Source organism: Zavarzinia compransoris, from assembly GCF_003173055.1.
Lineage (GTDB): Bacteria > Pseudomonadota > Alphaproteobacteria > Zavarziniales > Zavarziniaceae > Zavarzinia > Zavarzinia compransoris.
This window is the reverse complement of record NZ_QGLF01000004.1, coordinates 206,244-231,777: the sequence shown is the minus strand read 5'-3', so window position 1 is coordinate 231,777 and position 25,534 is coordinate 206,244. Positions and strand designations below refer to the sequence as shown.

Genomic DNA, 25,534 nt, shown 5'->3' with positions numbered 1-25,534 from the left:
GCGGCCGGCCCCCTATGCCGGTCGGCCGGGGCCCGCCGATGCCGGCGGCGCGGCCCCGGGTGCCCGGTTTCCCATCGGGCACGACGCTTTTCCTGCCCTGCCCTCCCCCTTCTTCTGCTGCGATCGGACGCGCGCATGACCAAGACGATCACCCTGGATCATGTCTCGATCCGCTTCGGCGCCCATCTCGCGGTCGACGACGCCCATCTCGAGATCGCGGGCGGGGAGTTCTTTTCCTTTCTGGGTCCGTCCGGCTGCGGCAAGACCACTTTGCTGCGCTGCGTCTCGGGCTTCATCCAGCCGACCGAGGGCCGGGTCCTGATCGGCGGCAAGGATATGAAGGGGGTGGGCCCGAACAAGCGCCCGACCGCGCTGATCTTCCAGAATCTCGCCCTCTTCCCCCTGATGACGGTGGCGGAGAACATCGCCTTCCCCCTCGAGGTGCGCGGTGTCGGCCGCAAGCAGCGGCGCCGGCGGGCGGAGGAATTGCTGGACCTGATCGCCCTGCCCGGCACCGCCGACAAGAAGGTGACCGAATTGTCCGGCGGCCAGCGCCAGCGGGTGGCGATCGCCCGGGCGCTGGCGGTCGAGCCGGACATCCTGCTGCTGGACGAGCCGCTGTCCGCCCTGGACCTCAAGCTGCGCCAGCACATGCGGAGCGAACTGCGCGAGATCCAGAAGCGGGTCGGCCTGACCTTCGTCTATATCACCCACGACCAGGGCGAGGCCCTGACCATGTCCGACCGGGTGGCGGTGATGAGCAAGGGCGTGATCGAGCAGGTGGCGGACCCGGTCGCCCTCTACGACCAGCCGAAGACCAGTTTCGTCGCCTCCTTCGTCGGCGAGACCAACGCCATCCCGGTCACGGTGAGCGCGCGGGACGGCGATGCGGTCAGCGCCGAGGCAGCGGGCGGCCTCGTCCTTCACGGCACGGCCGCGGGCGGGCGCCATTACCGGCCGGGCGAGACCTGCCTCGCCTTCATCCGCCCGGAACAGGTCCGCCCGGCGCTGGCCGGCGACAATATCGTCGCCGCCCGGGTGGTGGGCGATGCCTTCGAGGGCAATCTCCGCCATCTCTCCCTGGTGACGCCGGCGGACCTGCGGCTGCGCATGTCGCTGGTCAACGACGGGCGGCCGGCGCCGATCGAGGCGGACGGCAGCATCGCCGTCGGCTTCGCCCCGGCGCAGACCTGGATCCTGCCCGACGGGCCGCTGGCGAAGGGCTGAGACCATGGCACGGACCTGGGCCGAAGTCCGCCTTCTGTTCGAACGCCACGGGACCGGCGTCGGCCTGTTCATCGCCGGCGCCGTCACCCTCTGGGTCTTCATCCTGATCGTGCTGCCGCAGATCGCCATGGTCGCGATCTCGTTCAGCCACAACCTGCCGCCGGCGGAACGGGGCGGGCCGAACGACGTCTATACCGTCTCGCATTACGCCTATTTCCTGTTCGGCAACGACGGTGGCTTCAACACGCTGCACCTGACCATCCTGGGCAAGACCGTGCTCGCCTCGGTCGTGGTCACCGCCTTCGACCTTATTCTCTGCTATCCGATCGCCTTCCTGCTGGCCCATGGCGCGCGGCCTTCCGTCGCCCGGCTCATGGTCATGGGGCTGATCGTGCCCTATTGGGTGAACGAGGTGCTGCGCGCCTTCGCCTTCCGCATCATCTTCGGCTCGACCGGGCTGGTGAACGGCCTCGGCCTGTCGCTGGGCCTCTGGTCCGAGCCGATCGACTTCATCCGCGAGGATGTCGCGCTCTATGCCGGGCTGACCTATGCCTATGTCCTGCTGATGATCTTCCCGATCTACAATGCGGTCGAGGCGCTGGACCGCAACCAGATCGAGGCCGCCCGCGACATGGGCGCCGCGTGGTGGCGCATCCACTGGCGGGTGGTGATCCCGATGGCGAAGCCCGGCATCGCGTCGGGCTGCACCATGGTCTTCATGCTGACCACCGGGGCCATGGCGGCGCCGCAGATCCTGGGCGGGCCATCGAACCTGTGGTTCACCCAGCTCGTCTACCAATGGTTCAACGATGCCTCGAACTGGCCGCGCGGCTCGGCCTATGCCGTGATCCTGGTCGCGGTCTGCATCCTGTTCACGCTTTTGACCATGCGGGTGTTCAAGGTGAAGATCGGGGAGATCGGCCGATGACCTCGACGATCGCCAACCGCATCGGCACCGCCGCCTTCACCCTGCTGTTCTTCGGCTTCCTGTTCGGGCCCCTGGCGATCATGGTGGTCACCGCCTTCAATTCCTCGTCCTTTCCCCGCGTGGTGCCCTGGGACTGTTTCACCACCGACTGGTTCGGCAAGCTGGCGGCCGATGCCAAGCTGCTGCACGGGCTCGGCAATTCGCTGCTGATCGGGGCGGGCGTGGTCGCCCTGTCGACGCCGATCGGCCTTGCGGCGGCGCTTGCCCTGTCCGATGTCGGGCCGCGGCTGCGCGGCCTTCTCTATACCGTCTTCATCTCGCCGATCCTGATGCCGGGCATCGTCATCGGCATCTCGACCCTGATGTTCTGGGGCCGGCTCGGCAGCGGGCTCGGCTTCGGCTTCGATTCGATCTTCTTCGACGGTTTCTTCCTGACCATCCTCGGCCAGGTCTGCTTCATCTCGGCCTATTCGATGCTGATCTTCATCGCCCGGCTCCAGCGCTTCGACCATACGCTGACCGAGGCGGCGCTGGACATGGGCGCGACCCCGGCCCAGGCTTTCCGCAAGATCCTGCTGCCCTTCCTGCGCCCGGCGATTTTTTCGAGCGCGGTGCTGGCCTTCCTCGCCTCGCTCGAGAATTACAACACCACCGTGTTCTCGATCGTCGCGGAAAGCACCTTCACCACCGAACTCGCCTCCAAGGTCCGGCTCGGCATCGATCCGTCGATCTCGGCGGTGGCGGTGGTCATCATCGCCATCACCCTGGTCGGCGCCATCGTCCACGAGGTTCACAGCCGCCGCACGGCCGCCCTGGCCCAGGGCGGGGCGGCCGCGGCGCGCATTCTGAACAACCCGGTCAATGCCGTGCTGCGCCATCCGGCGACGGCCGGCCTGCTGCTGGTCGGGCTGATCGGGCTCGCGGTCTATTACGGCAAGGATCACGACTCGCGGGCCTGCGAACAGGCGATCCGCGACGCCAAGATCCTGGAACAGGAACGCCTGCAGATCGAAATGCGCGAGCGCATGAAGGAACAGGCCCCCGCCGCCCCGGCCCCGGGCAGCAACGCGCCCAGCACGCCGTTCGGCGGCGTCTTCGCCCCGGGCGGCCTCGGCGGCGCGCCGGCACCGGAAGCGCCGAAGCCGGCCCCCGTCACCCCCTTCGGCGGCGTCTTCGCGCCCGACAGCCTGGGCAAGCCGGCGGAATAGCCGGCTTGCCCGTCAGGCGGCGGTGCTGGGTATGCCCCGGAAATAATCGACGATCCAGCAGCGCAGGTTGGAGGTGTAATTGCCGCCCGGACGTTCCCGCGCCACCCGTTCGCACAGGGCATCCAGGCTCAGTCCCTCGGCCGCGCAGATTTCCTCGACCGCATCCCACAAGGTGGGCTCAAGCCGGACGCTGGTACGGTGACCGTTGATCCTGACGTTACGCACCCGCATGCCTGCCTCACACGACCACTAATGCGAGCGACGAATATAAACATATCCTTTTAGGAAGGTGCTGAAAAAATATCTTCGCGAAAAATATTCACGGCTGCGGAGCACCACCTGAAAATCACTCTCCCGGGGCGCGCAGCTTCAATTGCAGGGCATGCAGGCCGCGTTCGAATTCCGCCGCCAGCAGATCGGTGACCCGGCGATGGCGGGCGACACGGGACAGGCCGGCGAAGGCGGGCGAGACCACCTCGACCGAGAAATGGGTCTCGCCCGCGCCGTCCGGATTGCCGGCATGGCCGGCGTGGCGGCCGGAGTCGTCGGTCACCGTCACCTCGGCGGGGGCGAGCGCCCCAGCCAGGGTTTCGCGGATACGGTCGGCCATGCGCATGGCGAAGTCCTTGTCTGATGCGGTGCCCCGGTCTTTTGACGCGGCCCACCTTGTTTCACTCTGCAAGGCCACCCATAATCCCGGAATGTCCCGGAAGGAAAGCGCTTACCCGCGCCAGGCCAAGGGCCGAGGCGATACCCCCCCGCTGCGCCCCTGCGCCGTCGAGGGATGCGCCTGCGCGGGCGAATACCGGGCGCCCCGGTCGCGCAACCCGGGCGACGATCCCTTGTGGTTCTGCCTCGACCATGTGCGCGACTATAACCGCAACTGGAACTGGTTCGAGGGCATGGGCAGCGACGAGATCGAGCGCTACCAGTCCCAGAACGCCACCTGGCAGCGCCCGACCTGGAAACTGGGCGAGCGCGCCGGCGGGCGCAGCGCCGCGCGCCACTACCAGGAACAGCCGCAGGCCCCGCACGACCCTTTCGACCTTCTGGGCGAGGCCGGCTACCGAATCGAGGCCGGGCCCGCGCCCCAGGCCCGCCGCCTCTCGCCCGAGGACCGGCAGGCGCTGGCCGTGCTCGAGCTTGACGCAGGGGCGGCGGCGGCGGACGTGAAGCCGCGCTACAAGGCCCTTGTCAAGCGCTACCATCCGGACCGCAATGGTGGAAACAAAGACGCGGAAGCCCGCCTGCGCCAGGTGATCGACGCCTACCGTCACCTGCGCGACAAGGGCTTCATGCGCGAGGAAACGATCAGGTAAAAACCCGAGTTAGGATTGATGGATCATGACTGCAACCGCCCACACCGTGACCCCTGACGGTAAGCCCGACATCAAGGTTTCGGTGCGCCAGGTGTTCGGCATCGACAGCGATCTCGAAGTGCCCGGCTTCTCGGCTGCCAGCGAATATGTGCCGGACCTGGACGAGACCTATCGCTTCGACCGGGAAACCACGCTGGCGATCCTGGCGGGCTTTGCCTACAACCGGCGCGTCATGATCCAGGGCTATCACGGCACCGGCAAGTCGACCCATATCGAACAGGTCGCCGCCCGCCTGAACTGGCCTTGCGTGCGCATCAACCTGGACAGCCACATCAGCCGCATCGACCTCGTGGGCAAGGACGCGATCGTGCTGAAGGACGGCCGCCAGGTCACCGAATTCCGCGAAGGCATCCTGCCCTGGGCCCTGCAAAGCCCGACGGCGCTGGTCTTCGACGAATATGACGCCGGCCGCCCGGACGTGATGTTCGTCATCCAGCGCGTGCTGGAGGTCGAGGGCAAGCTGACCCTGCTCGACCAGAACCGGGTGATCCGGCCCCATGCCGCCTTCCGCCTGTTCGCCACCGCGAACACGGTCGGCCTCGGCGACACCACCGGCCTCTACCACGGCACGCAGCAGATCAACCAGGGCCAGATGGACCGCTGGAACATCGTCGTCACCCTGAACTACCTGCCGAAGGACCAGGAAGTGGCGATCGTCCTGGCCAAGTCGCCGCAGTTCCAGAACCCCGAGGGCAAGAAGACCATCGGCGCCATGGTCGGCGTCGCCGAGCTTACCCGCTCGGGCTTCATCGCCGGCGACATCTCCACCGTCATGTCGCCCCGCACCGTGATCACCTGGGCCGAGAATGCGCGCATCTTCAACGATGTCGCCTTTGCCTTCCGGGTCACCTTCCTCAACAAATGCGACGAAGTGGAACGGGCGACGGTGGCGGAATACTATCAGCGCTGCTTCGGCAAGGAACTGCCCGAGTCCGCGGCCAACATCCGCATCGCCTGAGCCGACATGGCCCGTCCCGAAAGCCCGGTCGAGCCGTTCAAGCGCGCGGTGGCCGCCGCCACCCGCGCCGTGGCCGACAAGAAGGAACTGACCGTCGCCTTCGGCAGCGAAGGCGTCAGCGCCCGGCCCAATGCCGCCGCCCCCGGCAGCGGCTTTGCCGGCCTTGCCGGCGGCGTGCCCGCGCCGGCCCCGGGGGCGGCGCTGCGCCTGCCCCAGCCGTCGCGCGAGATGACCCCGGTCGAGGTGGCGGCGGTGCGCGGCCAAGCCGATGCCGCGGCACTTCGCCTGCGCCACCACGACGACAGGCTGCACGGCCATTACCTGCCCGAGGGTTCGAGCGCCCGCGCCGTCTTCGATGCGGTCGAGCAGGCCCGCTGCGAGGCGATCGGCGCCAACGACATGGTCGGCGTCGCCCATAATCTCGGCGTCATGCTGGACGAGCGCTCGAAGGCGCGGGGCTACGCCAGGGTGACCGAACGGGCCGATGCGCCTTTGTCGGAAGCGGTCGCCATGATGGTGCGCGAGCGCCTGACCGGGGCCGCGCCCCCCGCCTCCGCCACCAAGGTGGTCGACCTCTGGCGCGAATGGGTCGACGACAAGGCCACCGGCGACATCGACCGCCTGGCCGCCGCCATCAACGACCAGGCCGCCTTCGCCAAACTGTCGCGGAAACTGATCGCCGACCTCGGCCTGTCCGAGGACCTGAGCACCGAGCAGGACGACCAGGAAAAGAACGACGACAGCGAGGACGAGAACCAGGACGAAGGCGAGAGCGACGACAGCGAGGGCGACGGCGCCGCGCCCGAGGGCTCGACCACCGAAATGGTCGAATCCGACGAGCCGAGCGAGGACGATTCGACCGAGACCGCCGTCCAGGTCGACAGCGACCAGGATCTCGACAGCGCCGAGGGCGAGGATTCGTCCGAAGCCACCCGCCCCTGGCGCCCCAACGGCCCCATCGTCAACGAGCCGGGCGAGCCGCCCTACCGCGCCTTCACCACCGAATTCGACGAAGTGGTGGAAGCGGAAGACCTCTGCGACGCCGACGAGATGACGCGGCTGCGCGCCTATCTCGACCAGCAGCTCCAGGCGCTTCAGGGCGTCGTCTCCAAGCTGGCCAACCGCTTGCAGCGGCGCCTGATGGCGAAGCAGAACCGCTCGTGGGAATTCGATCTCGAGGAAGGCATGCTCGATGCGGCGCGCCTCTCCCGCGTCGTCACCGATCCCATGCATCCGCTGTCGTTCAAGCGCGAGCACGACGCGACTTTCCGCGATACGGTGGTCACCCTGCTGCTCGACAATTCGGGCTCGATGCGCGGGCGGCCGATCACGGTGGCGGCGACCTGCGCCGACATCCTGGCCCGCACCCTGGAGCGCTGCTCGGTGAAGGTCGAGATTCTGGGCTTCACCACCCGCGCCTGGAAGGGCGGGCAGGCGCGCGAGCAATGGCTGAAGGCGGGCAAGCCAGCCCAGCCCGGGCGCCTGAACGACCTGCGCCATATCGTCTACAAGGGGGCGGACGCGCCCTGGCGCCGGGCGCGCAAGAACCTCGGGTTGATGATGCGCGAGGGCTTGCTGAAGGAAAACATCGACGGCGAGGCCCTGCTCTGGGCCCACAACCGGCTGATCGCGCGCAGCGAACAGCGCCGTATCCTGATGGTGATCTCGGACGGGGCCCCGGTCGACGACAGCACCCTGTCGGTCAATTCCGGCTCCTATCTCGAAAAGCACCTGCGCCAGGTGATCGACTGGATCGAGACCCGCTCGCCGGTCGAACTCATCGCCATCGGCATCGGCCATGACGTCACCCGCTATTACCGCCGCGCCGTCACCATCGTCGAGGCGGAGCAATTGGGCGGCGCCATGATGGAACAGCTCGCCGCCCTCTTCGACGAGAAGCAGGACGGCAAGCCCGGCCGTCCCGGCCAGGGCCGCGGCCGCGGCCGGGGCTGAGGCCATGCCCCGGGCCCCCTGGACCGGACTGGCGGCGGCCTTCGCCGCCGTTCTGCTGTCGGCCCCGGCCCTGGCCCTGGCCGGGCAGGACATCGGGATCGAGGCCTATCCGATACCGCTCGCGCCCGAAAACCCGGAACAGAGGCAGCTGGGCGAGCTTGCCTTTGCCGGCGGGCTGCAATTGTCGTCGCCGGACCGGCGCTTCGGCGGCTGGTCGGGCATGGTGGTGACGGCGGACGGCACGGGACTGACCGCGGTCTCGGACAACGGCTGGTATCTGACCGCGCGCCTGGGGCGCCGGGACGGCCGCCTCGCCACCGTCGACGGGGCCGAGATCGGCCCCCTGGCCGGCGAGAACGGCCAGCCCCTGGCGGGCGACAAGGTCCTGGCCGATGCGGAAAGCCTGGCCCTGCTGGCGGACGGCACCCTGGCGGTCGGTTTCGAACGGGCCCACCGCATCCTGCTCTATCCGCCCCGGCCCGGCGGCTCGCCCCTGGCCGGCACGCCGCGCCCCCTGCCGACACCGCCCGCCCTGCAACGGGCCCCGGCCAACGGCGGCCTCGAAGCGCTGCTCGCCTTGCCGGACGGGCGCCTGCTCGGCTTTGCCGAAGACCTTTACGACGATGCCGGCGCCCTGACCGGCTGGCTGTTCCCGGGGCCGGGCGGCGGCGGCCCGGTCCAGGCCCTGGCGCTGGTCGCCACCGAGGATTACCAGCCGACCGATATCGCCGCCCTGCCCGGGGGCGACATTCTCCTGCTGCAACGGCGCTTCACCGTCGCGACCGGGCCAGGCGCCCGGCTGTCGGTGATCCCGGCGGCGGCCCTCGGTGCGGGCCGGCCGATCCGCGACCGCGAGTTGGCCCGGATCACGCCCCCGCTCAACGTCGACAATTTCGAATGCCTGGGCCTCTGGATCGACGGCGCGGGGCGCACCCGCGCCCTGATCCTGTCCGACGACAACAACGATGTCCTGCAACGGACCTTGCTGCTGGAATTCCTGCTGCCCTGACCGCGGGGCCCCGCCTATTTGGTGCCGAACAGGCGGTCGCCGGCATCGCCGAGGCCGGGCACGATATAGCCGTGGTCGTTCAGGCATTCGTCGATCGCGGCGGTATAGAGGGTGACGTCGGGATGGGCCCGGCGCAGCGTCGCCACCCCTTCCGGGGCCGACAGCAGGGAGACGAATTTGATCGAGGTGCAGCCGGCCTGCTTCACCTTGGCGACGGCGGCGACGGCGGAATTGCCGGTGGCGAGCATGGGATCGAGCACGATCGCCTGGCGTTCCGCGATGTCGCGCGGCAGCTTCAGGAAATATTCGACCGCCTGAAGGGTCTTCGGGTCGCGATAGAGGCCGACATGGCCGACGCGGGCCGCCGGCAGGATGTCCAGCATGCCGGACAGAAGCCCGTCGCCCGCGCGCAGCACCGAGACGAGGCAGAGCTTCTTGCCCGCCAGTTGCGGCATCAGGCAGGTCTTGATCGGGGTTTCGATCTCGACCAGTTCGGTGGGCACGTCGCGCACCACCTCATAGGCCAGCAGCATGGCGATTTCGCCCAGCAGGCGGCGGAAGCCGAGCGTCGAGGTTTCCTTCTTCCGCATGATGGTCAGCTTGTGCTGGACCAGGGGATGATCGACGAGGATCACCCCCGGGTCCTTGGGAACGTCGGTCATCTTACCCCTCGGACTCGCAAGGCTCGGCCTTATTACAGCACAGGGACCGAAGCGGCGGGGAGTGTTTCCCGGCCGGTCACCAGATGTTGCCGGCCCCGGGGGGTATAGGAGCTGGCGATCACCGCATTGGCCTGCAAGGTGGGGCATTTGACGATGCCCGAGGCCGAGGTCAGCGAGGCATTGAGCGCCACGGTCGAGGCCGCGACCTCCACCTTGGCCGCCGTCACGGCGGCGCGGACCGTCGTCTGCATCTTCAGATTGATGTCGTCCAGGCTGATGCTGGTGCCGCCCACCTTGAGGTCGATGCGCCGTTCCGCGACCAGTTCGATGACGCCGGGGGTCGGGAAGAGCGCCGCCAGCACCTGCTCCTGACGGCGCAATTGTTCCGACAGGCGGGCGCACAGGCTTTCGAGCTGGGCGATGCGGGCCTCGGCCGAGAGGCCGACGGTCGTCGGCGCCGGCCCGGCCGCCGACGGCCTGTTCATGTTCTGCGCCGAAAGGGTCGGCGGCGGGTTGCCCTTGAGATCGACCATATCTGCCTCTCTCCCCGTGCTTCGCCCGCAGGAGGCGAAGCGGATGCGACGGACACCGGAACACGCGACGCGGACGCAACACGCCGGCCGCAGGTTCAGCGCATGCGAGCCGCGACGGTATCCGCGGCCAAGGATGGCCGGGGGGAGCCGGGAACCGGGAGGCAAGCCGCCGGCCTTGCGGCCGGCGGTCGATGATAGAACAGTGTCGCCGCGTCAGGAAGCGGCGGCGAGGGTCGTATTCTCGCGCTCCGCCTTGATCCCCTCGGCGAGAAGGAAGGCGAGTTCGAGCGCCTGAGCGGCATTGAGGCGCGGATCGCAATGGGTGATGTAGCGATCGCCCAATTGCTCGTCGACGATGTCGATCGCGCCGCCGATGCATTCGGTGACATTCTGCCCGGTCATTTCCAGGTGGATGCCGCCGGCATAGGTCCCCTCGCCCTGGTGGACGGCGAAGAAGCCGCGCACCTCGGTCAGGATGCGGTCGAACGGCCGGGTCTTCAGGCCCGACGCCGACTTGATCGTGTTGCCGTGCATCGGATCGCAGGACCAGACGATCTTGCGCCCCTCGCGCTTCACCGCGCGGGCGAGGGCGGGCAGCTTGCGCTCGACCTGATCGTGGCCCATGCGGGTGATCAGGGTCAGGCGGCCGGCCTCGTTCGCCGGGTTCAGGGCGTCGATCAGGCGGATCAGCTCGTCCGGCTCCATGCCCGGGCCGACCTTGCAGCCGATCGGGTTGCGGATGCCGCGCATGAATTCGAGATGCGCCCCGTCGAGATTACGGGTGCGCTCGCCGATCCACAGCATATGGGCCGAAGTGTCGTACCAGCCGCCCTTGGTCGAATCCTCGCGCGTCATCGCCTGCTCGTAGCCGAGCAGCAGGGCTTCGTGGCTGGTATAGAAATCGGTCGTGCGCAGCGCCGGCGTGGTATCGCCGGTGACGCCGCAGGCGGCCATGAAGTTCAGCGCCTCCTCGATCCGCTGGGCGAGATCGCGGTAACGCTCCATCGCCGGGCCGGAGACGAAGCCCATGTTCCAGCGGTTCACCTCGGCCAGATCGGCATAGCCGCCCTGGGCGAAGGCGCGCAGCAGGTTCAGGGTCGAGGCCGATTGGCTATAGGCCTGGAGCAGGCGGTTCGGGTCCGGGATCCGCGCTTCCGGCGTGAATTCCGGGCCGTTGATATTGTCGCCCCGGTAGGACGGCAGCGAGACGCCGCCGATCTCTTCGAACGGCGCCGAGCGCGGCTTGGCGAACTGGCCGGCGATCCGGCCAACCTTGACCACCGGGCAGGAGGCGGCATAGGTCAGCACCACCGCCATCTGCAGGACGACGCGGAACAGGTCGCGGATATTGTTCGGGTGGAATTCGGCGAAGCTCTCGGCGCAGTCGCCGCCCTGAAGCAGGAAAGCCCGCCCCTCGGCAACCTCGCCCAGCGCCTTCTTCAGCTTCCTCGCCTCGCCCGCGAACACCAGGGGGGGATAGGTCCGGAGCTTCGCTTCGACCGCATCGATGGCGTCGGCATCGGGATATTCCGGCACCTGCTTGATCGGCAGGTTGCGCCAGCTATCGGGGCTCCAGGGCTTACCCATTTGCTTGTTCCAGACCAGGGGTTCCAACAATAAGGGACACAGATATAGGGAGTTTGTGACCGGAACGCCAGCTTTGCCGCCGGTTTTGCCCACGGCGGGACCGGCGTTCCCTGCAATGGCCCATGACGTCACGCTTGGGGTTGCCCGCCCTGCCCGGCTCTGGAACACTGCGCCGGGCTCGAATCCACACATAAGGGACAGAAAAATGGACGTCCGCGCTGCGGTAGCCTTCGAGGCGGGCAAGCCGCTGGAAATCGTCACGGTCCAGCTGGAAGGGCCGCAGGCGGGTGAAGTGCTGGTCGAGATCAAGGCGACCGGGGTCTGCCATACCGACGCCTATACGCTGTCGGGCGCGGATCCGGAGGGGCTGTTCCCGGCGATCCTGGGCCATGAGGGCGCGGGCGTCGTGGTCGAGGTCGGCCCCGGGGTCACCAGCCTGAAGCCGGGGGACCATGTGATCCCCCTCTACACCCCGGAATGCCGCGAGTGCGACTATTGCCTCAGCCGCAAGACCAACCTGTGCCAGAAGATCAGGATCACCCAGGGCCGCGGCCAGATGCCGGACGGCACCAGCCGCTTCTCCTACAAGGGCCAGCCGCTGCACCATTACATGGGCACCTCGACCTTCGCCAACTACACGGTGGTGCCCGAGATCGCCCTGGCCAAGATCCGGCCGGACGCGCCCTTCGACAAGGTCTGCTACATCGGCTGCGGGGTCACCACCGGGGTCGGCGCGGTGATCAACACGGCGAAGGCGGAGCCCGGCTGCAACGCGGTCGTCTTCGGCCTGGGCGGGATCGGCCTCAACGTCATCCAGGGCCTGCGGATGGTGGGCGCCAATATGATCGTCGGCGTCGACCTCAACGACGACAAGCAAGAATGGGGCCGGCGCTTCGGCATGACCCATTTCGTCAACCCGAAGAAGATTTCGGGCGATGTCGTCGCCCATCTGGTCGAACTGACCCGGGGCGGGGCGGATTATTCCTTCGACTGCACCGGCAATACCACGGTGATGCGGCAGGCGCTGGAGTGCTGTCACAAAGGATGGGGCGAAAGCATCATCATCGGCGTGGCGGCGGCGGGCCAGGAGATCTCTACCCGTCCGTTTCAGTTGGTGACCGGGCGGGTGTGGCGGGGTACGGCCTTCGGCGGCGCCCGCGGGCGGACCGATGTGCCCAGGATCGTCGACTGGTACATGGACGGCAAGATCGAGATCGACCCCATGATCACCCATGTCCTGCCCCTCGACCGCATCAACGATGCCTTCGATCTCATGCACCACGGGAAATCCATCCGCGCCGTCATCACCTTCTGAGCGGCGGAGCTTTGCCATGACCATCGAGACCGTTGAAACCCACAAGGCCCATGGCGGCGTACAGGGGGTTTACCGCCACCGGTCGGCCGCGACCGGCGGTACCATGACCTTCGCGGTCTTCATGCCGCCCCAGGCGGCGGCGGGCCCGGTGCCGGTCGTCACCTATCTGTCCGGCCTGACCTGCACCCATGCCAACGTCATGGACAAGGGCGAATACCGCAAGGCCGCCGCCGCGCTCGGCCTTGCGGTGGTCTGCCCGGACACCAGCCCGCGCGGCGAGGGGGTGGCCAACGACGATGCCTATGACCTCGGCCAGGGCGCCGGTTTCTATGTCGATGCGACCGAGGCGCCCTGGGCGCCGCATTTCAACATGTGGACCTATGTGACCGCGGAATTGCCGGCGCTCGTCGCCGCGCAATTCGCGGTCGATCCCGCCCGCCAGGGCATCACCGGCCATTCCATGGGCGGCCATGGCGCCCTGACCGTGGCGCTGCGCCACCCCGGCCGTTACCGCTCGGTCTCGGCCTTCGCGCCGATCGTCGCGCCCATGCAGGTACCCTGGGGGCAGAAGGCGTTTCCGGCCTATCTCGGGGCCGATCCGGCCAGATGGCGCGGCCATGACGCCGTCGCCCTGATCGAGGACGGCGCCCGCCTGCCGGAGATCCTGGTCGACCAGGGCACGGCCGACAGTTTCCTCGACGGCCAGCTGAAGCCCGACCTTTTGCAGGCGGCCTGCGACAAGGCGGGCATCGCCCTGACGCTGCGGCTTCAGGACGGCTACGATCATTCCTATCACTTCATTTCGAGCTTCATGGCGGACCACCTCGCCTGGCATGCCGCCCGGCTGAAGGGCTGATGTGCACAGAACGGCGGTAGACGGATAGGGCAAGGCCGGGCAAGGTCCGGCCTTGTTCCTGTTGTTGCGGCCGCGCCATGAAGAAAGTCCTGACCGATCCCTTCCTCCTCGCCCTGTTCGGCATGGTGGTGCTGGCCGTCCTGCTGCCGGGGCCCGGCCGCAGCGGCGGCATCCTGCATCTCGAAGCGGTCTCGACCTATGGCGTCGCCATCGTCTTCTTCCTTTACGGGCTGACCCTGGCGCCCGAGAAGATGAAGGCCGGCCTCGTGCATTGGCGCCTGCATCTGGTCGTCGTGCTCGGCACTTTCGTGCTCTTTCCCCTGGTCACCCTGGGGGCCGAGGCGGCGGCGACGCCCCTGTTTCCCAAGGATGTCTGGATCGGCTTCTTCTATGTCGCCGCCCTGCCCTCCACCGTGTCGTCGTCGGTCGCCATGACCTCGCTCGCCCGGGGCAATGTCCCCGGCGCCCTGTTCAACGCCAGCCTGTCCAGCCTGATCGGGGTTTTCGCCACCCCGGCCCTGATGGCCTGGTACCTGGCGCAGAGCGGGGCCGGCAGCCTGCCGCTGGGTACCGTGATCCTGAAGATCGTGCTGCTGGTCCTGCTGCCCACCGTGCTCGGGCAGCTGCTGCACAAGCCCTTGCTGAAATGGTCGGTCAGGCATGCCCGGGCGATCAAGCTGCTGGACCGGGCGGTGATCCTGTCGATCGTCTATAATTCCTTTGCGGATTCGGTCGTTTCCGGCCTCTGGCAGCAGCATGATCCCCTGATGCTGAGCGAGATCGCCCTCGCTTCCGTCGTTCTGTTCGGGGTCATCTTCGGCCTGCTGACCATTCCCTGCCGGCTGTTGCGCTTCAACCGCGAGGACCGGATCGCGGCACTGTTCTGCGGCTCCAAGAAATCGCTCGCCACCGGGGTGCCGCTGGCCGGGATCATTTTCGCCGGCCATCCGGCGCTGGGCCTGATCATCGCGCCGATCATGATCTATCACTTCCTGCAATTGGTGATCGTCTCGGTCATCGCCAATCACGAGGGCACCCGGGCGACAACCGGGACTTGAGACCAGAAGCCCGATAAGCCACGATGCGCGATCTTCCATTCCAGGGATCGCCCGTGGCCGAACGCCGGTTTCCCCGCCCCGAGATCATCGACAGGCTGCGCCTGATCCGGACCGAGTCCGTCGGCCCCGTCGCCTTCGAGCATCTTCTCGATCTCTACGGCTCGGCCGGGGCCGCCCTCGCCGCCCTGCCCGATCTTGCCCGCAAGGGCGGCCGCAAGAGCCTGCGCCTCCCCTCCAAGGCCGAGGCGGAACGGGAAATCGCCGCGGTCGAAAAGGCCGGCGCGCAGCTGATCGCCAAGGGCGAGAGCGATTATCCCCCGCTGCTGGCGGCGATCGAGGCCGCACCGCCGCTGATCACGGCCAAGGGCCACCTGCACCTCGGTCGCCAGCCCGCGGTCGCCATGGTCGGGGCGCGCAATGCCTCTGCCGCCGGGCAGCGCCTGGCGCGGGAGATCGCCGGCGACCTTGGCCGCGCGGGGCTTGTCGTCGTCTCCGGCCTGGCCCGGGGCATCGACGGCGTTGCCCATCTGGCCGCCCTCGAGACCGGCACCATCGCCGTCGTCGCCGGCGGCATCGACGTGGTCTATCCGCCCGAACATGCCGCCCTGCAGGCGCGGATCGGCGAGGCCGGCCTCGTCATCGCCGAAATGCCGCCCGGCACCCAGCCCCAGGCCCGCCATTTCCCCCGGCGCAACCGCCTGATCTCGGGCCTTGCCCTCGGCGTCGTGGTGGTCGAGGCGGCCTTGAAGTCGGGCAGCCTGATCACCGCGCGCTTCGCCCTCGAACAGGGGCGCGAGGTGATGGCGGTGCCGGGCAGCCCGCTCGACCCGCGTGCCCGCGGTGCCAACGACCTGATTCGCCAGGGCGCCCGCCTCGTCGAATCCGGTGCCGAAGTCGTGGAGGCGCTGCGCCCGATGATCGGCCCGCCGCTGACCGAGCCCTCGGGCGGGGATTTCGCGAAACCCCCGATGCGACGGCCCGATGACGCGGAAATCGATCGCCATCGCGCCCGGGTGCTGGACCTTCTGTCGCCGGTGCCGGTGCCGGTGGACGAGTTGCTCCGGCAAGCCGAATTGACTCCACCCGTCCTTTTCACCATTTTGCTCGAACTGGAACTGGCTGGCCGCTTGCTGCGCCATGCCGGCGGACGGGTTTCGCTGATCTGACCGCCTTGTAGACGTGCCCTTTTGAACCGGGACCCAATGAACGTTGTCATCGTCGAGTCTCCGGCGAAGGCCAAGACCATCAACAAGTACCTCGGCCCCGGCTATACGGTGCTCGCGAGTTTCGGCCACGTCCGTGATCTGCCTGCCAAGGATGGCTCGGTCCGCCCGACCGAGGACTTCGCCATGGATTGGGAAGTCGACGCCGACGCAAAGAAGCGCATCACCGACATCGCCAAGGCGGTGAAGGGGGCCGAGCGGCTCTATCTCGCCACCGACCCGGACCGCGAGGGCGAGGCGATTTCCTGGCACGTGCTGCAGATCCTGAACGACCGCCACGCCCTGAAAGGGGTCGAGGTCGGCCGCATCACCTTCAACGAGATCACCAAATCCGCCGTCACCGGCGCGATCAAGGCCCCGCGCAAGCTGGACCAGGAAATGATCGACGCCTATCTGGCGCGCCGCGCCCTCGATTATCTCGTCGGCTTCACCCTGTCGCCGGTGCTGTGGCGGAAACTGCCGGGTGCGCGTTCCGCCGGCCGGGTGCAATCGGTCGCACTGCGCCTGATCTGCGAGCGCGAGCTTGAGATCGAGCGCTTCAAGACCCAGGAATACTGGTCCGTGGTCGGGCGCTTCGCCGCCGGCGACGGCAGCACCTTCGACGCCCGCCTGACCCACCTCGACGGCAGGAAGCTCGACAAGTTCGACATCAATTCGGCGGATAAGGCGGAAGACGCCAAGGCCGCGATCGAACGGCGCGAGTTTCATGTCGACAGCGTCGAATCGAAGCCGGCCGCGCGCCACCCCGCGCCGCCCTTCACCACCTCGACCCTGCAGCAGGAGGCGGCCCGCAAGCTCGGCTTCTCCGCCCAGCGCACCATGCAGATCGCCCAGCGCCTCTATGAAGGCATCGACGTGGACGGCGAGACGGTCGGCCTGATCACCTATATGCGGACCGACGGCGTCTCCATGGCGATGGAGGCGATCCAGGGCGCGCGCCGCCTGATCGACAGCGAATTCGGCCAAGCCTATCTGCCGGACAGCCCCCGGATGTACAAGGCCAAGGCGAAGAACGCGCAGGAAGCCCACGAAGCCATCCGCCCGACCGATTTCTTCCGCCACCCGGACAAGCTGCGCCGCCTCGATCCCGACCAGCGCCGGCTTTACGAATTGATCTGGAAGCGGGCGCTGGCCTCGCAGATGAACCCGGCCCGGCTGGAACGGACCACGGTCGAGGTCGCCTCGCGCGATCGCCAGGTCATCCTGCGCGCCACCGGCTCGGTCGTGCTGTTCGACGGTTTCCTGGCGCTGTACCAGGAAGGCGTCGACGACCGCGCCAAGGACGACGAGGACGGCGGCCGCCTGCCGAAACTGGTGAAGGACGAGGGCCTGCGCCGGGGTCCTGTCACCATCGCCCAGCATTTCACCGAGCCGCCGCCGCGCTATTCCGAGGCGAGCCTGGTCAAGAAGCTGGAAGAACTGGGCATCGGCCGGCCCTCCACCTATGCCTCGATCCTGTCGACATTGCGCGACCGCGCCTATGTCACCATGGACAAGAACCGCTTCCTGCCCGAGGACAAGGGCCGGCTGGTCACCGCCTTCCTCGAGAGTTTCTTCGCCCGCTATGTCGAATACGGCTTCACCGCGGGCCTTGAGGAACAGCTCGACGAAATCTCGGCCGGCAAGATCGGCTGGAAGGATGTGCTGCGGGCCTTCTGGGCCGATTTCGCGGCCGCGATCGAGGGCACCAAGGACCTCAAGATTTCCGACGTCATCGAGCAATTGGACCAGTTGCTCGGCCCGCACCTGTTCCCGGACGGGGCCGAGGGCAAGGACCCGCGCGCCTGCCCGTCCTGCGGCAACGGCCGCCTGTCCCTGAAGCTCGGCAAGTTCGGCGCCTTCATCGGCTGCTCGAACTACCCGGAATGCCGCTTCACCCGCCAGTTCGGTATCGCCAATGACGACGGCCAGAAATCCGCCATCGGCGACGACGGCATCAAGATCCTGGGCGACGATCCGGCCAGCGGCGAGAAGGTTTCGCTTCGCTCCGGCCGTTTCGGGCCCTATGTCCAGCTCGGCGAGGGCGAGAAGCCGAAGCGCGCCAGCCTGCCCAAGGACCTGACGCCGGATGCGGTCGACCTCGAGAAGGCGATCGCCCTCCTCTCCCTCCCGCGCGAGGTGGGGGCGCACCCTGAGAACGGCAAGGCGATCCAGGCCGGCATCGGGCGCTATGGCCCCTATATCGTCCATGACGGGCGCTATGTGAACCTGCCGACGTCGGAGGAAGTCTTCACGATCGGGCTGAACCGCGCCGTCTCCCTGCTGGCGGAACCGCCGAAGCGGGGCAAGCGCGCGGCCGCCGCCCCCCTGAAAGCCTTCGGCGACCATCCGGAAGACGGCAAGCCGGTGAACATCATGGACGGCCGCTTCGGCCCCTATGTGTCGTGGAACGGCGTCTATGCCACGATCCCCAAGGGCACCGATCCCCAGAGCCTGAGCCTGGACGAAGCCCTCGCCCTTTTGGCCGCCAAGGCGGCGAAGGGCGGCGGCAAGAAGCCGGTGAAGAAGGCGGCCCCCCTCCAGGCCAAGGCCGAAACGGCGGACGAGGCCGAAACGCCGGCAAAGAAGCCGGCCGCGAAGAAGGCGGCGGCCAAGCCCGCGGCAAAGAAGGCTGCGCCTAAAAAGGCCGCCCCCAAGAAGGCGGCCCCCAAAAAAGCGGCCCCCCAAAAAGCCAAGGCGGACTGACGGCCTTGGCCAAGCCGCCCCCGAAGCCGCCCGGCGCCGCCCTGCCCACCAAGGAAGAGATCGCCAAATTCCTGGCGGAACACCCGGGCAAGGCCGGCAAGCGGGAAATCGCGCGGGCCTTCGGCATCACCGGCGATGCCCGGATCGAATTGAAGCGCCTGCTGGCCGAGATGAAGGACCAGGGCGTCATCGGGCGGGAGCGCCGCCGCGGCCTGGTCGCCGCCGGCGCCCTGCCCTCGATCACGGTGATCGAGGTGATCGCGACCCCGGCGGACGGCGAGATGCTGGCGCGGCCGGTGCAATGGCCCGAGGGCCTGCAAGCGCCCGAGATCGACGTCGTGCCCGGCCGCCATCCCGGCCCCGCCCCCGGCATCGGCGACCGCGTGCTCGCCCGGATCGAGCGGGTGGAGGACCACGCCGGCCAGCCGCGCTATCAGGCGAAGATCATCCGCGCGCTTTCCCGCGAGGCGGAGCGCGTGCTCGGCGTCATCCGCATCGAGAACTCGGGCGAGGCCCGTCTCGTCACCACCGACCGGCGGGCGAAGAGCGATTTCCGCGTCGAGGCGGCGGACCTGAACGGCGCCGTCGAGGGCGAGCTGGTCGAGGCGGAGACCCTGCCCGGCCGGCCCATGGGCCTGCCCAAGGTGCGGGTGCGCCGGCGCCTGGGCGCGATGGATTCGCCGAAATCGATCAGCCTGATCGCCATCCACAGCCACGGCATCCCCGTCGCCTTCCCGCCCGAGGCGGTGCAGGAGGCGAAGAAGGCGAAGCCCGTGGCCCTGGGCAAGCGCGAAGACCTGCGCCCCCTGCCCCTGATCACCATCGACCCGGCGGATGCGCGCGATCACGACGACGCCGTCTTCGCCGAGCCGGACGAGGACCCGAAGAACCCGGGCGGCCATCATGTCGTCGTCGCCATCGCCGATGTCGCCCATTACGTCCGCCCCGGCTCGGCGCTGGACCGGGCGGCCAAGGAGCGGGGCAATTCCGCCTATTTCCCCGACCGCGTGGTGCCCATGCTGCCGGAGGAATTGTCCACCGACCTGTGCTCCCTGATCGAGGGGCAGGACCGGGCGGCGCTGGCCGTCCATATGTGGCTGGATTCCGAGGGCAACAAGATCCGCCACCGCTTCACCCGGGCCCTGATCCGGATCGTGGCGGGGGTTCACTATGCCCAGGCCCAGGACGCCATCGACGGCCGCACCGACGAAATCACCAAGGGCCTGCTGGACCCCGTCCTGAAACCGCTGTGGGCGGCCTGGAAGGCGGTGATGATCGCCCGCGAGAAGCGCGAACCGCTGGAAATCGACGCCCCCGAACGGCTGGTGAAGCTGGGCGAGGACGGCACGGTCCAATCGATCGAGCCGCGCCAGCGCCTGGATGCGCATCGGGTGATCGAGGAATTCATGATCCTCGCCAATGTCGCGGCGGCGGAGGAACTGGAGACGCGGCGCCAGCCCTGCATGTACCGGGTGCACGACCAGCCGACCGCGACCAAGCTGGAGGCCTTGCGCGAATTCCTGCGCACCATCGACATCAAGCTGGCCAAGGGGCAGGTGCTGAAGCCGCGCCAGTTCAACGGCATCCTGGCCCGCACCGCCGAGGGGCCGCACGCGAGGGCGGTGGCCGAGATCGTGCTGCGCAGCCAGGCCCAGGCGGTCTACAGCCCGGAGAACATGGGCCATTTCGGGCTGGCGCTGCGCCGCTATGCCCATTTCACCTCGCCCATCCGGCGCTATGCCGACATCCTGGTGCACCGGGCCCTGATCCGGGGCGGCAAGCTCGGCGACGGCGGCCTGTCGGACGACGAAGTGCCGCTGTTCGAGGAAACCGCCGAACACATCTCGACCACCGAGCGCCGGGCCATGGCGGCGGAACGGGAATCGACCGAACGCTATCTCGCCGCCTTCATGCAGGACCGGGTGGGGGCGCGCTTCACCGCCCGGGTGAACGGCGTCACCCGCTTCGGCCTGTTCATCACCCTCGAGGATACGGGGGCCAGCGGCCTGGTGCCGATCTCGTCGCTGGGCGCCGATTTCTTCCGCCACGACGAGGCCGCCCATGCCCTGGTCGGGCGCAACCCCAGCAACCGCTTCGCGCTTGGCGACGCGGTCAAGGTGGTGCTGCGGGAAGCGACGCCGCTGACCGGCGGCCTGCTCTTCGCCATCGCCCGGCCGGGCGGCGAGGACGAGGATTTCGAGCCGCCCCCGGCCTTTCCCCGCTTTCGCCGGGGTGCCAGCGCGTCACGCGGTCGCGCACCCTTGAAGAAGAACCGGAAGCGTTCTTAACTGAAGGCCGCAACCGGAGTTCGCCATGCCCATCGAGATCAAGACCGGCCCCCGCCCGGACACCCCGGCGGAACCGCGCCGCGAATGGCAGCGTGCGGTGAAGCGCGGCGCCCGCCTGCGCTGCCCCGCCTGCGGCGAGGGGCGGATGTTCAACGGCTTCCTGAAGGTGAACGACGCCTGCCCCCACTGCGGCCAGGCGCTGAACCTGCACAAGGCGGATGACGCCCCGCCCTATTTCACCATCACCATCGTCGCCCATATCGTGGTGCCCCTGCTGCTTTTCGTCGAACAGACCTATGCCCCGGCGGAATGGCTCCATGCCGTGATCTGGCTGCCGCTGTCGCTGGTGCTGTCGCTGCTGATCCTGCCGCGGGTCAAGGGCGCCCTGATCGGCCTGCAATGGGCCTTCCGCATGCATGGCTTCGGCGCCGAAGAGGACGGCCCGGTGCCCGAACCCGCGCCGAAGGCGACGCGGGCGGCCTGAAACCGCGTCCTCCCCCCGACAAATGATGCCTACAGATCCCGCCGGCTTCCGGCGGGATTTTGTTTCATGGCCCCGGCAGGGGCCGGGCCTGGGGTGCCGCCTGTCGCCCGGAGCAATCAGAAGAAATAATTTCGATATATCTAGATATTTACAAAATGGACCTCTAAAGTCGCGGGCGACGGCGCTGGCCGCCCCTTTCCCCGACTGGAGGCGAACCGACATGAAATCCTGGGTCAGGAACCGCCTGAAAGCCCTCGGCAAGGCCGGCCGGCTCGGCCATGACGCCATGACCGCCGGGCCCCCACCCGCCCGGAAGCCGGAACCGCCGACCCCGGCCCCTTCGACGCCGGCCGCCGCGGACGGCGAATCCTCTCCCTCCTGAAAGACGCCCTCATGTCTGAACAGAGCCATCCCCTTCACCGCATCGAACGCATCCGGCAGGAGCCGAAGCGCCGCGACCTGACCGTCAGCGCGGTCGGCGACCTCAGCCCGCGCATGCGCCGGATCACCTTCACCTCGCCCGATCTTCGCGACTTTCAAAGCTGGGGGGCGGACGACCATGTGAAGATCTTCCTGCCCGACCCGGCATCGCCCGGCGGCACCAGCATGCGCGACTATACGCCCCGCTATTTCGACGCCGCGGGCGAAAGCCTGACCATCGATTTCGCCCTGCACGACACAGGGATCGCGACCGACTGGGCCCGGGGCGCCAAGCCCGGCGACCGGCTGGCGGTTGCCGGGCCGCGCGGCTCCGCCGTGGTCAGCGACGATTTCGACCATTACCTGCTGGTCGGCGACGAGACCGCCCTGCCCGCCATCGGCCGCCGGCTGGAAGGATTGCGCCCAGGCGTGCCGGTCACCACTATCATGGTGGTCGAGGATGCGGCCGAGACGCAGCATATCGAGACGAGGGCGCATTGGCAGCCGGTCTGGCTGTGCCGCAACGGCGGCGCGGGCGGCGATGCCACGCTGCTGCTGGAGGCGCTGAAAGCCTGGCAGGCCCCGGCCGGCGACGGCTATGCCTTCGTCGCCGCCGAAGCCGCGGTCGCGCGCCTCCTGAAGGATTACCTGCTCGACGTGCGCCACCACCCCAAAGCCTGGCTGAAAGCCGCCGGCTATTGGGTGAAGGGTGCGGCCGGCGCCACCGACAAGATGGAGAATTGACAGGACCTGCCCCGGCGGGCACGAGGAATTCGCCAGATGAATAGCGGGTGCCGCCTGGTCCGGCCTTTTGCCGGCGCCGTTTCCGTCGCGCGCCTTTCGACGATCGGGGGTATGACATGCTGATCCGCAACGAAACCGCCGGCGACGTCCCGGCGATCGGCCGGCTTGTCACCGAAGCCCTTCGGGTGCTTGCGCAATCCACCGGGACCGAGGCCGGCATCGTCGAGAAACTGCGCGCGCAAGGCGCCCTCGCCCTCTCGCTGGTGGCCGAGGCGGCGGGAGAGGTGATCGGCTATCTGGCCGCGTCGCCGGCCCGGATCGGGACGCAGGACGGCTGGGCCCTGATCGGCCCGCTGGCCGTTCTGCCGTCGCGGCAGCGCCAGGGCATCGGCACCGCCCTGATGGCGGAAGCCCTCCGCCGCTTGCGGGCGACCGGCCGCGGCGCGGCGCTGGTCGGCGACCCCACCTACTATGGCCGCTTCGGCTTCCGCGCCTTCCCCGGCCTCGGCGTCGCCGGCTGCCCGCCCGAGGTGGTCCAGGCCCTGCCCTTCGACGGCCAGCACCCCTGCGGGGAACTGATTCACCACCCGGCGTTCGGGCTGGACCAGCACGGGAACGGATAGCCGGCCTGCGGGCCAGCGCCACCGCTTGTTACAGCACTGCCGCTAAAGGGCGAAATCTGGGGTAATGGCGGGTTGCGCGGGAACCTGATGGGTACGACTTTTACTCTACTGCCCTCCCGATCGATCCATGAAATCGTTTGAGAACCTTACGGAAACGCGAAAAAATCTCACTTTCAATACGGCAATCGGCGGTTTCGGCAGCAATGCGCGGCGAGCACTTGGTCAACAACGGCATAGAAATGTGCTCTCCGCTGTTCGCTCTCATCTCAGTCAGGCAACAAGCCGTAGACTGATCTAATAAGCTGTCGTTCATTCAGCGCAAGACAGGGGAAGCGCGTTGTAGCGGTATTGGCACGCGACCATACCAATGCCATAGATTCGGCATGAGTGGTGCGGATTCCGCGACACGCATGGGCTGACCCAAATAGCGGGGGGAAGATGATAGTTGAGCGAAAGATCAACAATGTGTCGGACTTCCTGACCGCTATCCGAGCGGATCAGACCGCCCGGCCCGGCACAATCTGGTTCCGAGGTCATTCGGACGCGACTTGGAAACTGTTGCCCGGGTTCATGCGGTCAGCGTCCGACACGTCCGAAACAACGCTTCTCAACCGTTTTCGGCAGAGCGCAGCGATGCTCGCCGATCGGCGCCCGGCGACATCTTTCGACTGGACATTTCTTATGCAGCATTACGGTGTTCCGACCCGGCTGCTCGATTGGAGCGAGAGCCCTCTCACCTCCATGTATTTCGCAGTAGAGGATTGGGCAGACAAGCCGGCGACAGACGCCGCCCTATGGTGTCTCTGGCCCACTGAGTTGAACAAGAATGCTAATATCGTCGACAAATTGGAGGGCCAGTATATTCCATCCTTCGAGGACGATGAGCTCCAAGGCTATACTGTCGATAGCCTACGCCAAAACACACGGTTGGAACTCTTTCCCGTTGCCACCATCGCCACGCGCAATAATGCGCGCATTCAGGCGCAGATGGGTACGTTCACAATTCATCACAATAAAAGGATTGCGATCGAAGAGGTCGGTGATCATTCGCACGTCGCAAAATATATCATTCCAGCGCCAACTAAGGAGACGTTCGCCGAGGAGCTAAAATTGCTTGGCATGACCCGGTTCAGCCTTTTCCCTGAACTCGCGAGCGTCGGGGCCATCCTCAAGGATATGATGAAATGAGCTACGTCGAGACTTCTATCCTCAAGAACAGCACTATCATGCTGCTTTACTCGGAACGCTCAGAAATCAATATGAGTCCCGAGTATCAGCGCATGGGAGGGGTGTGGACCAAGGAGAAGCGCAGGCTGCTAATTGATTCCATCCTTAACGACTACGATCTGCCCAAAATATATTTCCACATGCTCAGTCCAGATGAGGTTTCCAAGTCTGGGTTCCGCTTCGCAGTCATCGATGGCAGGCAGCGTCTCGAAGCGATCTGGGCCTTTATGGACGGCGAATTTACCCTCGCCACTGACTTTGAATATCAACGAGATACGCAACTCAACCTTGCAGGCCTCAGCTATGAGGACATCGCGAAACAGCATCCGAAGATTCGGGTGAAGTTCGATTCCTTCGTCCTGCCGGTCGTTACTGTATCAATCGAGGGCAATGACATCGATCTGATCGAGGACATGTTCTCCCGACTTAATGAAGCAGTACCTTTGAATGCAGCAGAGAAGCGCAACGCAATCGGCGGCGACGTTGTCCGAGCAATCGCCGATCTTTCGCAGCACGTTTTTTTCACCAGCCGAGTGAAGTTTCACAACAATCGCTACCAGCATCGCGAAGCTGCAGCACGTTTCCTGCTCGTGGAGGATAGTCTCAACACGTCCGGCCAGATCGTCGATACGAAGAAAGTGTATCTGGATTCGCTCGCGAGGCGATATCGCGCTGAACATCAGCCTCTGGTCAATAATCTCAAGGCAAATGTGACGAGTATCCTGAATCGGATGGCAGCAGAATTTACTGCCGATGACGAACTCCTGCTCGCGCAGGGCATTCTTGTAGTTTACTACTTGATTTTCCGATCGGCGATCGCGCATGGCGAGGAGGCAAAGGTCACTCGCCGCAATCTCCTCGATTTTAGGCAGAGGCTAGCCGAAAACCGCGAAGCGGCGATCAAAAATTATGAGGGTGCTTCGTTTGATCTGCTCGAGTTCGATCGTCTCAATCAGCAGGGCACTAATGATGCATCGAGCGTCAAAGAGCGTGTCAAGATCCTCAGTGAGTTTCTTGCGGTACCCCTTCAGAAAATCTGAGGAAGCCCAAATTTTTCTCGGCGCGGCACAGACCTTCTTCCTCCCAGCGGGCAATTCGCTTCCCTAGTACTACGGATTTTTCTTCAACCATAAGATTTCAACACCGTAGGCTCTACACCAAAAATCG

24 protein-coding genes are annotated in these 25,534 nt (G+C 66.9%); 19 read left to right on the top strand and 5 right to left on the bottom strand.

The window, feature by feature from the left end; translation table 11 throughout:
- Nucleotides 1-135: 135 nt before the first annotated feature.
- Genes DKG75_RS14955 through DKG75_RS14945 form a run of 3 tightly spaced genes read left to right on the top strand, consistent with a single transcriptional unit; the run spans nt 136 to nt 3,363 of the window.
- Entirely contained in the window at nt 136-1,227 is a 1,092-nt protein-coding gene (locus DKG75_RS14955) for an ABC transporter ATP-binding protein (protein ID WP_109921934.1), read from the top strand.
- A gap of 4 nt (nt 1,228-1,231) precedes the next feature.
- Nucleotides 1,232-2,155, top strand: a complete 924-nt coding sequence (locus tag DKG75_RS14950; protein ID WP_109921933.1) for an ABC transporter permease — start codon at nt 1,232-1,234, stop codon at nt 2,153-2,155.
- Entirely contained in the window at nt 2,152-3,363 is a 1,212-nt protein-coding gene (locus DKG75_RS14945) for an ABC transporter permease (protein ID WP_109921932.1), read from the top strand. The genes DKG75_RS14950 and DKG75_RS14945 overlap by 4 nt, the downstream gene beginning before the upstream one ends.
- A 12-nt stretch (nt 3,364-3,375) precedes the next feature.
- On the opposite strand, the gene DKG75_RS14940 is transcribed toward DKG75_RS14945, so the two are convergent.
- Entirely contained in the window at nt 3,376-3,594 is a 219-nt protein-coding gene (locus DKG75_RS14940; protein WP_109921931.1) for a ribbon-helix-helix domain-containing protein, read from the bottom strand.
- Between the two features lie 115 nt (nt 3,595-3,709).
- Nucleotides 3,710-3,979 carry a BolA family protein gene (locus tag DKG75_RS14935; protein WP_109922318.1) on the bottom strand — a complete coding sequence of 90 codons (270 nt, stop codon included), beginning with the start codon at nt 3,977-3,979 and terminating at the stop codon, nt 3,710-3,712.
- 85 nt (nt 3,980-4,064) lie between these two features.
- Between DKG75_RS14935 and DKG75_RS14930 the strand changes: the two genes are divergently transcribed.
- The 4 genes from DKG75_RS14930 to DKG75_RS14915 are packed head-to-tail and all read left to right on the top strand — an operon-like array spanning nt 4,065 to nt 8,662.
- The gene (locus DKG75_RS14930) at nt 4,065-4,682 is read left to right on the top strand and encodes a J domain-containing protein (RefSeq protein ID WP_166646510.1); all 618 of its coding nucleotides are present in this window, start codon (nt 4,065-4,067) and stop codon (nt 4,680-4,682) included.
- 25 nt (nt 4,683-4,707) lie between these two features.
- Complete coding sequence (cobS, locus tag DKG75_RS14925) at nt 4,708-5,700, top strand: cobaltochelatase subunit CobS (protein ID WP_109921929.1); 993 nt, start codon at nt 4,708-4,710, stop codon at nt 5,698-5,700.
- A gap of 6 nt (nt 5,701-5,706) precedes the next feature.
- The gene (cobT, locus tag DKG75_RS14920) at nt 5,707-7,653 is read left to right on the top strand and encodes a cobaltochelatase subunit CobT (RefSeq protein WP_109921928.1); all 1,947 of its coding nucleotides are present in this window, start codon (nt 5,707-5,709) and stop codon (nt 7,651-7,653) included.
- A 4-nt stretch (nt 7,654-7,657) separates the two neighbouring features.
- A complete protein-coding gene (locus DKG75_RS14915) occupies nt 7,658-8,662 on the top strand; it encodes an esterase-like activity of phytase family protein (RefSeq protein ID WP_109921927.1) in 1,005 nt (334 codons plus the stop codon).
- A gap of 14 nt (nt 8,663-8,676) precedes the next feature.
- On the opposite strand, the gene upp is transcribed toward DKG75_RS14915, so the two are convergent.
- From upp to DKG75_RS14900, 3 genes are all read right to left on the bottom strand, one after another.
- Nucleotides 8,677-9,324 carry a uracil phosphoribosyltransferase gene (gene upp / locus DKG75_RS14910; RefSeq protein WP_109921926.1) on the bottom strand — a complete coding sequence of 216 codons (648 nt, stop codon included), beginning with the start codon at nt 9,322-9,324 and terminating at the stop codon, nt 8,677-8,679.
- Nucleotides 9,325-9,356: 32 nt separating this feature from the next.
- Entirely contained in the window at nt 9,357-9,857 is a 501-nt protein-coding gene (locus DKG75_RS14905; RefSeq protein ID WP_109921925.1) for a hypothetical protein, read from the bottom strand.
- A 213-nt stretch (nt 9,858-10,070) separates the two neighbouring features.
- Entirely contained in the window at nt 10,071-11,444 is a 1,374-nt protein-coding gene (locus DKG75_RS14900; protein ID WP_109921924.1) for a class II 3-deoxy-7-phosphoheptulonate synthase, read from the bottom strand.
- A 205-nt stretch (nt 11,445-11,649) separates the two neighbouring features.
- Here DKG75_RS14900 and DKG75_RS14895 point away from each other — a divergent pair, with 205 nt between their 5' ends.
- The 12 genes from DKG75_RS14895 to DKG75_RS14845 all read left to right on the top strand — a co-directional run bounded on the left by DKG75_RS14895 (nt 11,650) and on the right by DKG75_RS14845 (nt 25,407).
- Nucleotides 11,650-12,759, top strand: coding sequence for an S-(hydroxymethyl)glutathione dehydrogenase/class III alcohol dehydrogenase (locus DKG75_RS14895; RefSeq protein WP_109921923.1), 1,110 nt, complete (start codon nt 11,650-11,652; stop codon nt 12,757-12,759).
- Between the two features lie 16 nt (nt 12,760-12,775).
- Entirely contained in the window at nt 12,776-13,615 is an 840-nt protein-coding gene (gene fghA / locus DKG75_RS14890) for an S-formylglutathione hydrolase (protein WP_109921922.1), read from the top strand.
- A gap of 77 nt (nt 13,616-13,692) precedes the next feature.
- The gene (locus DKG75_RS14885) at nt 13,693-14,673 is read left to right on the top strand and encodes a bile acid:sodium symporter family protein (RefSeq protein ID WP_109921921.1); all 981 of its coding nucleotides are present in this window, start codon (nt 13,693-13,695) and stop codon (nt 14,671-14,673) included.
- A 53-nt stretch (nt 14,674-14,726) separates the two neighbouring features.
- Complete coding sequence (gene dprA / locus DKG75_RS14880; RefSeq protein ID WP_243746601.1) at nt 14,727-15,839, top strand: DNA-processing protein DprA; 1,113 nt, start codon at nt 14,727-14,729, stop codon at nt 15,837-15,839.
- A 36-nt stretch (nt 15,840-15,875) separates the two neighbouring features.
- Nucleotides 15,876-18,581, top strand: coding sequence for a type I DNA topoisomerase (topA, locus tag DKG75_RS14875; RefSeq protein ID WP_109921919.1), 2,706 nt, complete (start codon nt 15,876-15,878; stop codon nt 18,579-18,581).
- Between the two features lie 5 nt (nt 18,582-18,586).
- A complete protein-coding gene (gene rnr, locus DKG75_RS14870) occupies nt 18,587-20,869 on the top strand; it encodes a ribonuclease R (protein ID WP_166646577.1) in 2,283 nt (760 codons plus the stop codon).
- A 25-nt stretch (nt 20,870-20,894) separates the two neighbouring features.
- A complete protein-coding gene (locus DKG75_RS14865; RefSeq protein ID WP_109921917.1) occupies nt 20,895-21,353 on the top strand; it encodes a DUF983 domain-containing protein in 459 nt (152 codons plus the stop codon).
- Between the two features lie 220 nt (nt 21,354-21,573).
- Nucleotides 21,574-21,735, top strand: a complete 162-nt coding sequence (locus tag DKG75_RS23025; protein WP_166646578.1) for a hypothetical protein — start codon at nt 21,574-21,576, stop codon at nt 21,733-21,735.
- Nucleotides 21,736-21,746: 11 nt separating this feature from the next.
- Nucleotides 21,747-22,517: a siderophore-interacting protein gene (locus tag DKG75_RS14860; RefSeq protein ID WP_166646579.1), complete on the top strand. Its 771-nt coding sequence runs from the start codon at nt 21,747-21,749 to the stop codon at nt 22,515-22,517.
- A 116-nt stretch (nt 22,518-22,633) separates the two neighbouring features.
- Nucleotides 22,634-23,140, top strand: coding sequence for a GNAT family N-acetyltransferase (locus DKG75_RS14855; protein ID WP_109921916.1), 507 nt, complete (start codon nt 22,634-22,636; stop codon nt 23,138-23,140).
- 438 nt (nt 23,141-23,578) lie between these two features.
- The gene (locus tag DKG75_RS14850) at nt 23,579-24,328 is read left to right on the top strand and encodes an FRG domain-containing protein (RefSeq protein WP_109921915.1); all 750 of its coding nucleotides are present in this window, start codon (nt 23,579-23,581) and stop codon (nt 24,326-24,328) included.
- Nucleotides 24,325-25,407, top strand: coding sequence for a DUF262 domain-containing protein (locus tag DKG75_RS14845; protein WP_109921914.1), 1,083 nt, complete (start codon nt 24,325-24,327; stop codon nt 25,405-25,407). Before DKG75_RS14850 ends, DKG75_RS14845 begins: the two co-directional genes overlap by 4 nt.
- Nucleotides 25,408-25,534: the final 127 nt, after the last annotated feature.